This window comes from Streptomyces ficellus (assembly GCF_009739905.1).
Taxonomy (GTDB): Bacteria; Actinomycetota; Actinomycetes; order Streptomycetales; family Streptomycetaceae; genus Streptomyces; species Streptomyces ficellus_A.
Genome location: NZ_CP034279.1, coordinates 2,279,713 through 2,293,819 on the forward strand (window position 1 = coordinate 2,279,713; position 14,107 = coordinate 2,293,819).

Here is a 14,107-nt window from a genome sequence, read left to right on the forward strand (position 1 = left end):
TCCCGTGCTGTTCCACGACACCGCGCTGGTCTTCGGGCGGTACGCCCGCCAGACCGTCCGCTCCAAGCTGCAGTGGCTCTTCGGCCTCCTGATGCCCCTGCTCTACCTGGTGTTCTTCGGCCCGCTGCTGACCGACCTACCGCTCGGCGCCGAAGGCGACTCCTGGCAGATCCTCGTTCCCGGCCTCCTCCTCCAGCTCGGTCTCTTCAGCGCGTCGTTCGCCGGATTCGGGATCATCATCGAGAACGAGATGGGGGTCGTCGAGCGGATGCGCGTCACCCCCGTCAGCCGGCTCGCGCTGCTGCTCGGCCGGGTCCTGCGCGACACCGCGGTCTTCATCGTCCAGGCCGTGCTGCTCGTGCTCGCCGCCGTGGTCATGGGGCTGCGCGCCCCGCTGGCCGGCATTCTGATCGGTTTCGCGTTCGCCGCCGCCCTCACGGTCGCGATGGCGTCCCTGTCCTACGCGATAGCCCTGAAGATCTCCAAGCCGCAGGAGTTCGGGCCGGTCATCAACGCCGTGAGCATGCCGGCGATGCTCCTGTCCGGCCTTATGCTGCCCATGGCCCTGGCGCCGTTCTGGCTCGACGTGCTGTCGCACCTCATGCCCTTCCGCTACATGGTCGACGCGGTGCGCGCGGCGTACGTGGGCGAGTACGCCGGCCCCACGATGCTGTACGGAGTGCTCGTCTCCGCCGGTTTCGCCGCACTGGCCGTGACGGTGGGCACACGAGTGTTCCGGAGGGCCGGGGCGTAACTAGGCTGACCCCATGGTCAACCTGACGCGCATCTACACCCGCACCGGCGACAAAGGCACGACGGCACTCGGCGACATGAGCCGCACGGCCAAGACGGACCTGCGGATCGCGGCGTACGCCGACGCCAACGAGGCCAACGCGGTCATCGGCACCGCGATCGCGCTGGGCGACCTCCACCCGGAGGTCGTCAAGGTCCTCGTCCGCGTCCAGAACGACCTGTTCGACGTGGGCGCGGACCTGTCGACGCCGGTGGTCGAGGACCCGAAGTACCCGCCGCTGCGGGTGGAGCAGGGTTACGTCGACAAGCTGGAGGCGGACTGCGACAGGTTCCTGGAGGAGCTGGAGAAGCTCCGCTCCTTCATCCTCCCGGGCGGCACCCCGGGCGCGGCCCTGCTGCACCAGGCGTGCACGGTCGTCCGGCGCGCCGAGCGCTCGACGTGGGCGGCGCTGGAAGTGCACGGCGAGACGATGAACGCCCTCACGGCGACGTACCTCAACCGGCTGTCCGACCTGCTCTTCATCCTGGCCCGCACGGCCAACAAGGAAGTCGGCGACATCCTGTGGGTCCCGGGCGGCGAACGCTGACGCCACGCTGGTCGTGTTGTGGGCAATCGCCCCCGCCGGTCTCGTTGTGGGCAATCGTCCCGGAACTCCCACCCCCCGTTGTGGGCAATCGTCCCGCAGGGCGATGGGGGTCCCCCCTGCTCGAGCGAAGCCGAGAGCTTGGGGGAGGGTGGGCACAACGGGACCGGGCGGGTGCCTGTTCTCGGTTCGCTCCGGGGCGGTGCGTGGGGGGTGGGGCGTGGCCCCTCCGGGCTCGCCTCCTCGGGGCCGGCGGCCTCGGGTTACGGGGATAGGGAGCCCCGGTAACGCCGCCAACCCCTGCGGGGGCGACCCTGCACGGCCCCACCCCGGGTACGTCGCCGGGTGCGGGGCGGTGGGTGGGGGCACGGCGGTGCTCAGTGGCGGTCGGCCGTGACCGGTTCGCGGGGGTCCGGGGCCGGGGCCCTGCGGGGCCAGATCGCGTACGACGCCGCGATCACGCCGTGGATGCCGGCCGCCCGCCACGCCGTGCCGATCCAGCTCTCCAGCGAGCCCGTGCTGCCCGCGTCGCCGACGTACAGGATCGCGAGCCACAGCAGGAGCGTCGCGACGCCCGCGCCCAGCAGCGTGCCCAGCCAGATCCGGCCCTCGTGCCGGGCGCGCGCCATGCCGTAGCGGGGCGGCGGGACCGGCCGGGGGGCGCCGCCGAAGCGGTGCGCGGCGTGGCCGTCGAGCCACTTCACGGTCCGGTGCCCGTGGCCGACGGTGTAGCCGATGTACAGCGCGGCCAGTCCGTGCTTCCAGCTCGGGTCGGCGCCGTTCTTGAGGTCGATCGCCGTGACGACCAGCAGGACGACCTCCAGCAGCGGCTCGCACAGCAGCAGCGCGGCGCCGGTGCGGGGCATTCTCAGCAGGTAGCGGGTGGCGAGGCCGGCGGCCAGCAGCACCCAGAACCCCACTTCGCAGATCACGATGAGCGCGACGACCACGGCACTCTCCTTTCGTTGCTCCTCCAGGCTCCCGGCCGCCGGGCGCCGGTGCGTCGTCGCCGCTGACGAATCCGTACTGCATCTTTCGATGTAGTCGGCGTTCCGCCCGCACGGGGAGGTCGGGGCGGCACCCAGCGTGTTGGATGGACGGGTGAGACTTCCCCGTACGTATCGCGACGACGTGCTGATCGCCGCCGCCGGGCTGGCCTGCGGCCTGCTGCTGTGGTCGTTCGGGCTCCACGCGCGGGGGCCGGGCGGCGAGGTGCCGCTGGACGGACCGGTGGTGCTCGTACCGCTGTTCGTGGTGACCGCGCTGGCGCTGGTGCGCCGGACGATGCCGCGCACGGCGCTGGTCGTCGGCACGCTCGCGGTCGTCGCGGACCAGCTCACCCGGGGCAACATCATGACGGTGGTGATGTTCGCGGACATCGTGTACGCCGCCGTGGTGTACGGGCCGCCCGCCTCGGCCCGCCGGATCCCGGTGACGACGGGGCTGATCACGATCGCGGTGACGCTCGGGTTCCTGGCCTGGTTCCGGGAGCCGGAGGCGCTGCTGATCGGTGTGGTGACGGCACTGATCACGTTCTTCCCCGCGATCACGGGCGCGGTGGTCCGCAATCACCGTCAGGCCGCCGACACGGCCCGGCTGCGGGCGGAGCAGACGGCGCTGCTGGCGGAGATGGACCGCCGGCAGGCGGTGATCGCGGAACGGTCGCGGATGGCGCGCGAGCTGCACGACATGGTGGCCAACCACCTGTCGGCGATCGCGATCCACTCGACCGCCGCGCTCTCCCTCGACGACGCGAAGACCTCGCGCGAGGCGCTGGGCGTGATCCGCGAGAACAGTGTGGACGGGCTGGCCGAGATGCGCCGGCTGATCGGCCTGCTGCGGGACAGCAGCGGCCACGACGAACCGGCCGCGGCGCCGACGCTCGACGGTCTGGACGCCCTGGTGCGGCAGGCCGGGATGAACGGTTCGGCCAGCGGTCTGACCTTCCGGCTGGCCGACGAGCGGGCGGCGGACGCCTCGCTGCCCGCACCCGTGGAGCTGGCCGCGTACCGGATCGTGCAGGAGTCGCTGACGAACACGCTCAAGCACGCGGACCCGGGCGGGGTGACGGTGACGCTGCGGTCGGCCGGGCACGGACTGACCGTCGAGGTGACGAGCCCCTTCGGTGTCCGGCCGGGGCCCCGCGCGCCGGGGTCGGGGGCGGGTCTGGTGGGGATGCGGGAGCGGATCGCGCTGCTGGGCGGCGTGTTCGAGGCGGGTCCGGCGCCGGGGCCGCCGGGCGGGCCGGAGAAGATCTGGCGGGTACGGGCGGAGCTGCCCGTGGCGGAGGACGACAAGGAGCCGTCGGCATGACCGGAACCCCACGTGTGCGCGTACTCGTGGCAGAGGACCAGGGCGCGGTGCGCGCCGGGCTGGTGCTGATCCTGGGCAGCGCGCCCGACGTCGAGGTGGTCGGCGAGGCCGGGGACGGCGAGGAGGCGGTGCGGCTGGCGCGGGAGCTGCGGCCGGACGTGGTGCTGATGGACATCCAGATGCCCCGGCTGGACGGGGTGTCGGCGACCCGGCTGGTGGTGGGCGAGCAGCTCGCGGACGTCCTGGTGCTGACGACGTTCGACCTGGACGAGTACGTGTTCGGGGCGCTGCGCGCCGGGGCGGCCGGGTTCCTGCTGAAGAACACGGAGGCGAAGGACCTGATCGAGGCGGTGCGGACGGTGGCGCGCGGTGAGGGGCTGATCGCCCCGGCGGTGACGCGCCGGCTGATCGCCGAGTTCGCCGCGCCGCCGGGGCCGGTGCGCGGGGCGGGCGCGCCGGATCCGTCGGTGCTGGACGTGCTGACGCGGCGGGAGCGGGAGGTGTTGTCGTGCGTGGGTGAGGGATTGTCGAACGCGGAGATCGCGGTGCGTCTGGAGATGGCGGAGGCGACGGTGAAGACCCATGTGAGCCGGCTGCTGGGGAAGCTTGAGCTGCGCAGCAGGGTGCAGGCGGCGGTGCTGGCACAGGAGTTGGGCGTCTGAACGAACCTCCCACCTATGGTCTGGACCTATTGACGATTGGTCCAGACCTTCCTACGCTCACGGCGCGCGCACCTTTCACGGAGTCACGGACGCCCGACCCCCACCGTGTCCGTCCGCTACTTGAGGAGCACCCCTTGAGCACTCAAGCACCACCGCGCAGAACGGGAGTCCGCGCCAGAGCCACGGCCGGACTCACCGCCCTTCTGCTCCCGCTGGCCGCCATGGTCGGCCTCGCCTCCCCGGCCCAGGCCGCCTCCTCGGCGACCGCCACGTACACCAAGACCTCCGACTGGGGCTCCGGCTTCGGCGGATCCTGGACGGTCAAGAACACCGGCACCACCGCGCTGTCCTCCTGGACGGTCGAGTGGGACTTCCCCGCCGGGACCAAGGTCACCTCCGCCTGGGACGCCACCGTCACCAACAACGGCGACCACTGGACCGCGAAGAACGTCGGCTGGAACGGCACCCTCGCCCCCGGCGCCTCCGTCTCCTTCGGCTTCAACGGCTCCGGCCCCGGCAGCCCCGCCAACTGCAAGCTCAACGGCGGCTCCTGCGACGGCGGCAGCGTCCCCGGGGACGACGCGCCCTCCGCGCCCGGCGCCCCCGTCGCGTCCGGCATCACCGACACCTCGGTGAAGCTCACCTGGAGCGCCGCCACCGACGACAAGGGCATCAAGAACTACGACGTGCTGCGCGACGGCGCCAAGGTCGCCACGGTGACCGGCACGACGTACACCGACACCGCCCTGACCGCCGGCACCGACTACTCGTACAGCGTGCAGGCCCGCGACACGGCCGACCAGACCGGCCCGGCCAGCGCCTCGGTGAAGGTGCGCACCACCGGCGGCGGCACCGACCCGGGCCCGGGCCCCGGCCCCGGCAGCAAGGTGAACCTGGGCTACTTCACCAACTGGGGCGTCTACGGCCGCAACTACCACGTCAAGAACCTGGTGACGTCGGGGTCGGCACAGAAGATCACCCACATCAACTACGCCTTCGGCAACGTCCAGAACGGCAAGTGCACCATCGGTGACGCGTTCGCCGACTACGACAAGGCGTACACCGCCGACCAGTCCGTCGACGGCAAGGCCGACACCTGGGACCAGCCGCTGCGCGGCAACTTCAACCAGCTGCGCAAGCTGAAGGCGCAGTACCCGCACATCAAGGTGCTGTGGTCGTTCGGCGGCTGGACCTGGTCCGGCGGCTTCGGCCAGGCCGTGCAGAACCCGGCCGCCTTCGCCCAGTCGTGCTACGACCTGGTCGAGGACCCGCGCTGGGCCGACGTCTTCGACGGCATCGACCTGGACTGGGAGTACCCCAACGCCTGCGGTCTGTCCTGTGACACCAGCGGCCCGGCGGCCTTCACGAACATGATGAAGGCCATGCGCGCCAAGTTCGGTGCCAACAACCTGGTCACCGCCGCCGTCACGGCCGACGCCTCCCCCGGCGGCAAGATCGACGCGGCCGACTACGGCGGCGCCGCACAGTACATCGACTGGTACAACGTGATGACGTACGACTTCTTCGGCGCCTGGGCGGCGAAGGGCCCGACGGCCCCGCACTCCCCGCTCACCTCCTACCCGGGCATCCCGCAGGCGGGCTTCAACTCCGCCGAGGCGATCGCCAAGTTCAAGGCCAAGGGCGTGCCGTCCGCCAAGCTGCTGCTCGGCATCGGCTTCTACGGCCGGGGCTGGACCGGGGTCACGCAGAAGGAGCCGGGCGGCACCGCGACGGGTCCGGCGCAGGGCACCTACGAGCAGGGCATCGAGGACTACAAGGTGCTCAAGAACTCCTGCCCCGCCAACGGGACGGTCGCGGGCACCGCGTACGCGCACTGCGGCACCAACTGGTGGAGCTACGACACCCCGGCGACGGTCACGTCCAAGATGGGCTGGGCGAAGAGCCAGGGCCTGGGCGGCGCGTTCTTCTGGGAGTTCAGCGGTGACACCGCCAACGGCGAACTGGTCGGCGCGATCAGCAACGGCCTGAAGTAGTCACTGAGGGCGGGGGCGGTACAGCGTGCCGTCCCCGCCGTACGCCGCATCGTGGCGCACCACGGTGCACTCGGCTCCCAGGACGGCGACCGCCGCCCGGTAGCCGGTGCCCGGGTCGACGTCCTGGAGCCGCACCGGCAGGTGCGGCTCCTTCCGGTCGTCCCAGGCCAGCAGCGCGGCGGGCTCCTCCGGGGCGCTCACCGTCAGCCGGGCCGGCTCCACCATCAGCCCGTCACCGGTCGCCTTGAGCACGGCTTCCTTACGCGCCCAGTAGCGGGTGAACCCGGCCGCCCGCTCGGCCTCCGGCAGCCGCTCCAGCGCGGCGCGCTCCGCGGTGGACAGCACCGCCGGCGCCAGCTCCGCCGCCCGGTCGCCCGCGGCGATCTCCTCCAGGTCCACACCGACCGGGCCGGCGAGCGACAGCGCGACCGCCACCCGGCTCCCCGAGTGCGACAGCGACAGTTCCAGCGGCGATCCGGCGAGCCCCGGCTTCCCGTGCGGCTCGGGCCGGTCGCAGTGGCGGCACTCCAGGACGAACCGCACCTCGCGCGGACCCATGCCCAGCTGCTCGGCGACGACCTCGCGGGCCAGCGCGTGCGCGGTCAGGTACAGGGCGCGGTCCTGTTCCCGGGCGAAGGCGTCGTGGCGGGCCAGCTCCCGGTCGTCGAGCAGCTCAAGCAGCCCGGGTACGCGGACGGCGCCGACCGCTTCGGCGAACCAGACGTGGCACTCCCCCGCTCCCACGCGCGGTATGCCGGTGCTCACGCCACGTTGACCCTCCCCCAGGCTTCGCCCGGGGGTACCCCCATCCAGCGGGGCGCCTTTATTCATGCGACATTGACCCGCTGGCCGGGAGGCGCCGCCTCCAGCCAGGCGAGGAAGCCGGTGAGCGCGTCCTCGCTCATCGCGAGCTCCACCCGGCGCCCGTGGTGCAGACAGCCCAGCACCACCGAGTCGGACAGCAGCGCCAGCTCCTCCTCGCCCTCGGGCATCCGGCGGGCGAGCACCTCGATGCCGGAGCGCTCCAGGATGCGGCGCGGCCGCGGCGCGTACGAGAAGACGCGGAACCAGGCGACCCGGTCGCCGCTGTAGCGGGCGACGCCGTACACCCATCCCTTGCCCGAGGGGGCCCCGGCGGTGGTCCGGGAGGCGGCGTCACCCTCCTCGGGGACGGTCCAGCGCAGGCTGCAGTCGAAGGTGCCGCCGGAGCGCTGGATCAGCCGCCGGCGCAGTCCGAACACGAAGAGCCCGATCACCACCAGGGCGACGACCAGGGCGCTCACCAGCAGAGCGAGGAACATCTCCACCGACCTCCTCGCATCGTTCGTTCAACGAAATAACACCCTGCACCTGCATCGACCTCAGCCGCGGCACGGTCTGGATGATTCCAGACCGGGCCGCGGCTGAGGGCACAACTGTCGGGGCGGTGCTATCGCACCGCCACCGCGCGCAGCCGGACATCGGCGCGCCGCTCGGCGGCGGCGTCCGACTCGGCCTTGGCGCGCTCCAGCGCACGCTCGGCGCGCTGGGGGTCGATCTCGTCCGCCAGCTCGGCGATCTCGGCGAGCAGCGACAGCTTGTCGTCCGCGAACGTGATGAAACCGCCGTGCACGGCGGCGACGACGGTCCCGCCCTCACTCGTACGGATGGTCACCGGGCCCGACTCCAGCACACCCAGCAGCGGCTGGTGGCCGGGCATGACGCCGATGTCGCCGGACGTGGTGCGCGCGATGACCAGGGTGGCCCCGCCGGACCAGACACTCCGGTCCGCGGCGACCAGCTCGACGTGCAGCTCAGCAGCCAAGGGTGGCTCCTCGGGTCACCACCCGGCGTGTGCCGGGTGTTGGGTCATAAGTCTAGTAGGACGCCCGGCGCACGAACGCCGGGCCCCTTGGTCAAGCAGGGCGTACGAAGGGGGGCGGGACGAGACCCGCCCCCCTTCACGAGTCACGGGACTCAGGAGACGCCGAGCTCCTTGGCGTTCTTCTTGAGGTCCTCGAGACCACCGCACATGAAGAAGGCCTGCTCGGGGAAGTGGTCGTACTCACCGTCGCAGATCGCGTTGAACGCGGAGATCGACTCGTCGAGCGGCACGTCCGAACCGTCCACGCCGGTGAACTGCTTGGCGGCGTGGGTGTTCTGCGACAGGAAGCGCTCGACGCGACGGGCACGGTGGACAACGAGCTTGTCCTCCTCGCCCAGCTCGTCGATACCGAGGATCGCGATGATGTCCTGGAGGTCCTTGTACTTCTGCAGGATCCCCTTGACGCGGGTGGCCGCGGCGTAGTGGTCCTCGGAGATGTAGCGCGGGTCCAGGATCCGGGACGTGGAGTCCAGCGGGTCCACGGCCGGGTAGATGCCCTTCTCGGAGATCGGACGGGAGAGAACCGTCGTCGCGTCGAGGTGGGCGAAGGTGGTGGCCGGGGCCGGGTCGGTCAGGTCGTCCGCGGGGACGTAGATCGCCTGCATCGAGGTGATCGAGTGACCACGCGTCGAGGTGATGCGCTCCTGCAGCAGACCCATCTCGTCGGCCAGGTTCGGCTGGTAACCCACCGCGGACGGCATACGGCCGAGCAGGGTGGACACCTCGGAACCGGCCTGGGTGAACCGGAAGATGTTGTCGATGAAGAAGAGCACGTCCTGCTTCTGCACATCGCGGAAGTACTCCGCCATGGTCAGACCGGCCAGGGCGACGCGCAGACGGGTGCCCGGGGGCTCGTCCATCTGGCCGAAGACCAGGGCGGTCTTGTCCAGAACGCCGGACTCTTCCATCTCCGCGATGAGGTCGTTGCCCTCACGGGTGCGCTCACCGACGCCCGCGAAGACGGAGACGCCCTCGTGGAGGTTGGCGACACGCATGATCATTTCCTGGATCAGCACGGTCTTGCCGACACCGGCACCACCGAACAGACCGATCTTTCCACCCTTGACGTACGGGGTGAGAAGGTCGACGACCTTCAGGCCGGTCTCGAACATCTCGGTCTTGGACTCGAGCTGGTCGAAGTCGGGGGCCTTGCGGTGGATCGGCCAGCGCTCACCGACGTTGGCGTTCTCCTCGGGCTGGTTCAGCACCTCACCGAGGGTGTTGAACACCTTGCCCTTGGTGAAGTCGCCGACCGGGACGGTGATGCCGTTGCCCGTGTCGGTCACCGGGGCCTGGCGGACCAGGCCGTCGGTGGGCTGCATCGAGATGGTGCGGACCAGGCCGTCACCCAGGTGCTGGGCGACCTCCAGGGTCAGCGTCTTCTTCTTGCCGTCCTCGGCCGGGTCGGCAACCTCGACGTGCAGCGCGTTGTAGATCTCGGGCATCGCGTCGACGGGGAACTCCACGTCGACAACCGGGCCGATGACCCGCGCGACGCGGCCAGTGGCCACGCCAGCAGGAGCGGTCGGCTCAACAGTGGTGGTCATTACTTGTCACTCCCCGCGGTCGCGTCGGCCAGGGCGCTCGCGCCACCGACGATCTCGCTGATTTCCTGGGTGATTTCGGCCTGGCGGGCCGCGTTGGCAAGCCGGGAGAGGCTGTTGATCAGGTCTCCGGCGTTGTCGGTCGCCGACTTCATCGCGCGGCGGCGGGCAGCGTGCTCGGAAGCGGCGGCCTGCAGCAGCGCGTTGTAGACACGGCTCTCGACGTACCGCGGCAGCAGGGCGTCGAGGACGTCCTCGGCCGACGGCTCGAAGTCGAACAGCGGAAGGATCTCGCCCTTGGATCCGGTCTGCTCCGCGGCCCCCGCGGCGTCAGCCGCTGATGTTGCTGTGAGGCTGAGCGGGAGCATCCGGTTCTGTACGGGCATCTGCGTCATCATCGACACGAACTCGGTGAAGACGATGTGCAGCTCGTCGACCCCGCCCTCGGCCGTCTCCGTGGTGACGGCCTGGATGAGCGGAGCGGCGACCGCCTTGGCGTCCGCGTAGCTCGGGCTGTCGGTGAAGCCGGTCCACGAGTCCGCGACCTTGCGCTCACGGAAGCCGTAGTAGGCCACACCCTTGCGGCCGACGATGTACGTGTCGACCTCCTTGCCCTCGCCGCGCAACCGCTCGGTGAGCTGGTCCGCGGCCTTGATGGCGTTGGACGAGTAGCCGCCGGCCAGACCGCGGTCGCTCGTAACGAGCAGCACGGCGGCCCGGGTCGGGTTGTCCGTCTCGGTGGTCAGCGGGTGGTTGGTGTTCGACCCGGTGGCCACCGCGGTGACCGCGCGGGTGAGCTCGGTCGCGTACGGCGTGGAGGCCGCCACCTTGCGCTGCGCCTTGACGATGCGCGAGGCGGCGATCATCTCCATCGCCTTGGTGATCTTCTTGGTCGCCGTGACGGATTTGATGCGACGCTTGTAGACCCGGAGCTGCGCTCCCATGAGTCAGGTCCCTTCCGTCGTCACTTCGAGACGTTGGCGGCGGCCGGGGCGTCCTCGGCCAGCAGCTTCCCGTCCGAGGTCTCGAACTGCTTCTTGAACGCGGCGATGCCGTCGGCCACGGCCGTGAGGGTGTCGTCGGACATCTTCCCGCCCTCGCGGATCGAGTCCATGAGCCCCTTGTGGTCGCGGTGCAGGTAGTCCAGCAGCTCGCGCTCGAAGCGACGGATGTCCACGACCGGGACGTCGTCCATCTTGCCCGTGGTACCGGCCCAGACGGACACGACCTGGTCGGCGGTCGCCATCGGCTGGTACTGCGGCTGCTTCAGCAGCTCGACCATGCGCTTGCCGCGCTCCAGCGACGACTTCGACGCGGCGTCCAGGTCGGAACCGAAGGCGGCGAACGCCTCCAGCTCACGGAACTGGGCCAGGTCGACACGGAGCCGGCCGGAGACCTGCTTCATGGCCTTGTGCTGGGCGGAGCCACCGACACGGGAGACCGAGATACCGACGTTCAGGGCCGGACGCTGGCCGGCGTTGAACAGGTCGGACTCCAGGAAGCACTGGCCGTCGGTGATGGAGATGACGTTGGTCGGGATGAACGCCGAGACGTCGTTGGCCTTGGTCTCGACGATCGGCAGACCGGTCATCGAACCCGCGCCCATCTCGTCGGAGAGCTTGGCGCAGCGCTCCAGCAGACGGGAGTGCAGGTAGAAGACGTCACCCGGGTAGGCCTCGCGGCCCGGCGGGCGGCGCAGCAGCAGGGAGACGGCGCGGTAGGCGTCGGCCTGCTTCGACAGGTCGTCGAAGATGATCAGGACGTGCTTGCCCTGGTACATCCAGTGCTGACCGATGGCGGAGCCGGTGTAGGGCGCCAGGTACTTGAAGCCGGCCGGGTCGGACGCCGGGGCGGCGACGATGGTCGTGTACTCCAGGGCACCGGCCTCCTCCAGCGCGCCGCGCACGGACGCGATGGTGGAGCCCTTCTGGCCGATGGCGACGTAGATGCAGCGGACCTGCTTGTTCACGTCGCCCGAGCGCCAGTTGTCGCGCTGGTTGATGATCGTGTCGACGGCCAGGGCGGTCTTGCCCGTCTGGCGGTCGCCGATGATCAGCTGACGCTGACCACGGCCGATCGGGGTCATGGCGTCGACGGCCTTGTAGCCGGTCTCCATCGGCTCGTGCACCGACTTGCGCTGCATGACCGTGGGTGCCTGCAGTTCGAGGGCGCGGCGGCCCTCGGTCGCGATCTCGCCGAGACCGTCGATCGGGTTGCCGAGCGGGTCGACGACCCGGCCCAGGTAGCCCTCGCCGACGGCGACGGACAGGACCTCGCCGGTGCGGGTGACCGGCTGGCCCTCCTCGATGCCGCTGAACTCACCGAGGACAATGGCACCGATCTCGCGCTCCTCGAGGTTGAGGGCGAGGCCGAGGGTGCCGTCCTCGAACTTCAGCAGCTCGTTCGCCATGGTCGAGGGCAGACCCTCGACCTTCGCGATGCCGTCGCCGGCAAGGCTGACCGTACCGACCTCCTCGCGCGAGGCCGCGTCCGGCTTGTACGACTGGACAAAGTTCTCCAGCGCGTCCCGGATCTCCTCCGGCCGGATCGTGAGCTCCGCCATCTGGGTTCCCTGCTCTCCTTGTTGGGCCCGAAGTTTCTTTGGGGGATCTGGGGGCTCCCCCCAGAACTTCTGCATCCTCTGCACGGCCCAACCGGGCCGTAGGTAACGCTTTGTCTGTTTGGTGCTGGTCAGCCGGCCAGGCGTCGGGACGCCTCGTCCAGCCGGGCCGCGACGGTGCCGTTGACGACCTCGTCACCGACCCGCACCGAGATCCCGCCGAGGACCGTGGGGTCCACGTCCAGGTTCAGGTGCATCTGGCGGCCGTACAGCTTGGCCAGTACCGCGCCGAGACGCTGCTTCTGCTGGTCGCTCAGCGGCACCGCCGAGGTGACGACCGCGACCATCCGGTCCCGGCGCGCCGCGGCGAGCTTGGACAGGGACTCGAGTCCCGCCTCCAGGCTACGTCCCCGGGGCTGGGTGACGAGACGGACGATCAGTCGCTCGGTGGCCGGGTCGGCCTTGCCGCCGAGCAGGCTGCGCAGCAGCTCGCTCTTGGCGGACGCGGTGGCCGACTTGTCGGTCAGCGCGGCCCGCAGTTCGGTGCTGGACGAGACGATCCGGCCGAACCGGAACAGCTCGTCCTCGACGCCGTCGAGCGTGCCGCCCTTCTGCGCCGCGGTGAGGTCCGCGGTGTTCGCCAGCTCCTCGAGGGAGTCGACGAGGTCACGCGAGTACGACCAGCGGGACCGGACCATGCCGGAGACCAGGTCGACGGCTTCCCCGCCCACCTGACCGCTCAGCAGTCGCTCGGCCAGCGCGGCCTTGGCCTCGCCGGCCTGCGCCGGGTCGGTCAGGACCCGACGCAGCGACACCTCGCGGTCGAGCAGCGCGGTAACGGCGGCCAGCTCACCGGCGAGCTTCGCCACGTCGACCGACGTGTTGTCGGTCAGCGCGTCGAGACGCTCGCGCGCGGCAGCCAGTGCCTCGCGGCTCGCTCCGTTCATCGGGCGGCCTCGGCCTTCTCCTCGAGCTCGTCGAGGAAGCGGTCGATGGTGCGGCTCTGGCGGGCGACGTCCTCGAGGGACTCGCCGACCAGCTTGCCGGCCAGGTCGGTGGCGAGCTTGCCCACGTCCTGGCGCAGCGCGGTCGCCGCGGCCTTGCGGTCGGCCTCGATCTGGGTGTGGCCGGCCGCGATGATCTCCTCGCGCTGGCGCTGGCCTTCCGCCTTCATCTCCTGGATGATCGCGGTGCCCTGCTCTTGCGCCTCCTGGCGCAGACGGGCAGCTTCGTGCCGCGCCTCGGCGAGCTGGGCCTTGTACTGCTCCAGAACGCTCTCGGCCTCGATCTGAGCCGCCTCGGCCTTCTCGATGCCACCCTCGATGGCCTCGCGGCGCTCTTCCAGAACCTTGTTGATGTTCGGGAGGAGCTTCTTGGCGAGGAACGCGAAGACGATGACAAAAGCGATCAGACCGATGACCACCTCAGGCCACGGCGGGATGAGGGGATTCTCCTTCTCACCCTCTTGCGCCAGGATCATGGCGAGGTTCACATCAGTGCCTTTCGTCTAAGAGGCTGGTCGTCGCTACTCGGTCAGGAGTAGACGAACGGCATGACCATGCCGATGAGGGCGAGCGCCTCACAGAAGGCGAAGCCGAGGATCTGGTTGGCGCGGATCAGACCGGCAGCCTCGGGCTGACGGGCCAGGGCCTGGGTGCCGTTGCCGAAGATGATGCCGACGCCGACGCCGGGGCCGATGGCGGCGAGGCCGTAACCGACCGAGCTGAGGGAGCCCGTGACAGCAGCAAGGGTCTGGGACATGCCAGTTCTTCCTTCTCTTTCAGAACCGATGGGGGTTGGCCACCGGACGTTGGGGCGGTGAGGCAGGTTGGC

The 14,107-nt window shown here is 70.3% G+C and carries 15 protein-coding genes; 5 read left to right on the forward strand and 10 right to left on the reverse strand.

What is annotated here, in order from left to right:
- Positions 1–4: 4 nt before the first annotated feature.
- Positions 5–754 carry an ABC transporter permease gene (locus EIZ62_RS09615; protein WP_156692289.1) on the forward strand — a complete coding sequence of 250 codons (750 nt, stop codon included), beginning with the start codon at positions 5–7 and terminating at the stop codon, positions 752–754.
- 13 nt (positions 755–767) lie between these two features.
- Positions 768–1,340 carry a cob(I)yrinic acid a,c-diamide adenosyltransferase gene (locus EIZ62_RS09620; RefSeq protein ID WP_156692290.1) on the forward strand — a complete coding sequence of 191 codons (573 nt, stop codon included), beginning with the start codon at positions 768–770 and terminating at the stop codon, positions 1,338–1,340.
- A gap of 374 nt (positions 1,341–1,714) precedes the next feature.
- Here the strand turns inward: EIZ62_RS09620 and EIZ62_RS09625 are convergent, their stop codons facing one another.
- Positions 1,715–2,287 (reverse strand): hypothetical protein, encoded by a 573-nt coding sequence (locus EIZ62_RS09625; protein ID WP_156692291.1) that lies wholly within the window; start codon positions 2,285–2,287, stop codon positions 1,715–1,717.
- A 151-nt stretch (positions 2,288–2,438) separates the two neighbouring features.
- Here EIZ62_RS09625 and EIZ62_RS09630 point away from each other — a divergent pair, with 151 nt between their 5' ends.
- The 3 genes from EIZ62_RS09630 to EIZ62_RS09640 all read left to right on the forward strand — a co-directional run bounded on the left by EIZ62_RS09630 (position 2,439) and on the right by EIZ62_RS09640 (position 6,306).
- Positions 2,439–3,650, forward strand: a complete 1,212-nt coding sequence (locus tag EIZ62_RS09630) for a sensor histidine kinase (protein WP_156692292.1) — start codon at positions 2,439–2,441, stop codon at positions 3,648–3,650.
- Complete coding sequence (locus EIZ62_RS09635; protein ID WP_156692293.1) at positions 3,647–4,312, forward strand: response regulator; 666 nt, start codon at positions 3,647–3,649, stop codon at positions 4,310–4,312. The genes EIZ62_RS09630 and EIZ62_RS09635 overlap by 4 nt, the downstream gene beginning before the upstream one ends.
- A gap of 134 nt (positions 4,313–4,446) precedes the next feature.
- Complete coding sequence (locus EIZ62_RS09640; protein WP_156692294.1) at positions 4,447–6,306, forward strand: glycoside hydrolase family 18 chitinase; 1,860 nt, start codon at positions 4,447–4,449, stop codon at positions 6,304–6,306.
- Here EIZ62_RS09640 and EIZ62_RS09645 read toward each other — a convergent pair whose 3' ends face one another.
- From EIZ62_RS09645 to EIZ62_RS09685, 9 genes are all read right to left on the reverse strand, one after another.
- Positions 6,307–7,071 carry a 4'-phosphopantetheinyl transferase family protein gene (locus tag EIZ62_RS09645; protein WP_208827847.1) on the reverse strand — a complete coding sequence of 255 codons (765 nt, stop codon included), beginning with the start codon at positions 7,069–7,071 and terminating at the stop codon, positions 6,307–6,309.
- Between the two features lie 62 nt (positions 7,072–7,133).
- The gene (locus tag EIZ62_RS09650) at positions 7,134–7,613 is read right to left on the reverse strand and encodes a DUF2550 domain-containing protein (protein ID WP_156692296.1); all 480 of its coding nucleotides are present in this window, start codon (positions 7,611–7,613) and stop codon (positions 7,134–7,136) included.
- A 122-nt stretch (positions 7,614–7,735) separates the two neighbouring features.
- Complete coding sequence (locus tag EIZ62_RS09655) at positions 7,736–8,110, reverse strand: F0F1 ATP synthase subunit epsilon (protein ID WP_156692297.1); 375 nt, start codon at positions 8,108–8,110, stop codon at positions 7,736–7,738.
- Positions 8,111–8,262: 152 nt separating this feature from the next.
- Positions 8,263–9,717, reverse strand: a complete 1,455-nt coding sequence (gene atpD, locus EIZ62_RS09660) for a F0F1 ATP synthase subunit beta (RefSeq protein WP_156692298.1) — start codon at positions 9,715–9,717, stop codon at positions 8,263–8,265.
- The gene (locus EIZ62_RS09665) at positions 9,717–10,658 is read right to left on the reverse strand and encodes a F0F1 ATP synthase subunit gamma (protein ID WP_156692299.1); all 942 of its coding nucleotides are present in this window, start codon (positions 10,656–10,658) and stop codon (positions 9,717–9,719) included. Before EIZ62_RS09665 ends, atpD begins: the two co-directional genes overlap by 1 nt.
- Positions 10,659–10,678: 20 nt before the next feature.
- The gene (atpA, locus tag EIZ62_RS09670) at positions 10,679–12,277 is read right to left on the reverse strand and encodes a F0F1 ATP synthase subunit alpha (protein WP_156692300.1); all 1,599 of its coding nucleotides are present in this window, start codon (positions 12,275–12,277) and stop codon (positions 10,679–10,681) included.
- Positions 12,278–12,405: 128 nt separating this feature from the next.
- Positions 12,406–13,221 carry a F0F1 ATP synthase subunit delta gene (locus tag EIZ62_RS09675; RefSeq protein WP_156692301.1) on the reverse strand — a complete coding sequence of 272 codons (816 nt, stop codon included), beginning with the start codon at positions 13,219–13,221 and terminating at the stop codon, positions 12,406–12,408.
- Positions 13,218–13,754: a F0F1 ATP synthase subunit B gene (locus EIZ62_RS09680; protein ID WP_156696304.1), complete on the reverse strand. Its 537-nt coding sequence runs from the start codon at positions 13,752–13,754 to the stop codon at positions 13,218–13,220. Before EIZ62_RS09680 ends, EIZ62_RS09675 begins: the two co-directional genes overlap by 4 nt.
- A gap of 53 nt (positions 13,755–13,807) precedes the next feature.
- Positions 13,808–14,035: an ATP synthase subunit c family protein gene (locus EIZ62_RS09685; RefSeq protein WP_156692302.1), complete on the reverse strand. Its 228-nt coding sequence runs from the start codon at positions 14,033–14,035 to the stop codon at positions 13,808–13,810.
- Positions 14,036–14,107 lie beyond the last annotated feature (72 nt).

Excerpts from the sequence above, each read along its gene's own strand:
- EIZ62_RS09620 (WP_156692290.1), top strand. The coding sequence starts at position 768 with ATGGTCAACCTGACGCGCATCTACACCCGCACCGGCGACAAAGGCACG.
- EIZ62_RS09635 (WP_156692293.1), top strand. The coding sequence starts at position 3,647 with ATGACCGGAACCCCACGTGTGCGCGTACTCGTGGCAGAGGACCAGGGC.
- atpD (WP_156692298.1), bottom strand. The coding sequence starts at position 9,717 with ATGACCACCACTGTTGAGCCGACCGCTCCTGCTGGCGTGGCCACTGGC.
- EIZ62_RS09665 (WP_156692299.1), bottom strand. The coding sequence starts at position 10,658 with ATGGGAGCGCAGCTCCGGGTCTACAAGCGTCGCATCAAATCCGTCACG.
- atpA (WP_156692300.1), bottom strand. The coding sequence starts at position 12,277 with ATGGCGGAGCTCACGATCCGGCCGGAGGAGATCCGGGACGCGCTGGAG.
- EIZ62_RS09675 (WP_156692301.1), bottom strand. The coding sequence starts at position 13,221 with ATGAACGGAGCGAGCCGCGAGGCACTGGCTGCCGCGCGCGAGCGTCTC.
- EIZ62_RS09680 (WP_156696304.1), bottom strand. The coding sequence starts at position 13,754 with ATGATCCTGGCGCAAGAGGGTGAGAAGGAGAATCCCCTCATCCCGCCG.
- EIZ62_RS09685 (WP_156692302.1), bottom strand. The coding sequence starts at position 14,035 with ATGTCCCAGACCCTTGCTGCTGTCACGGGCTCCCTCAGCTCGGTCGGT.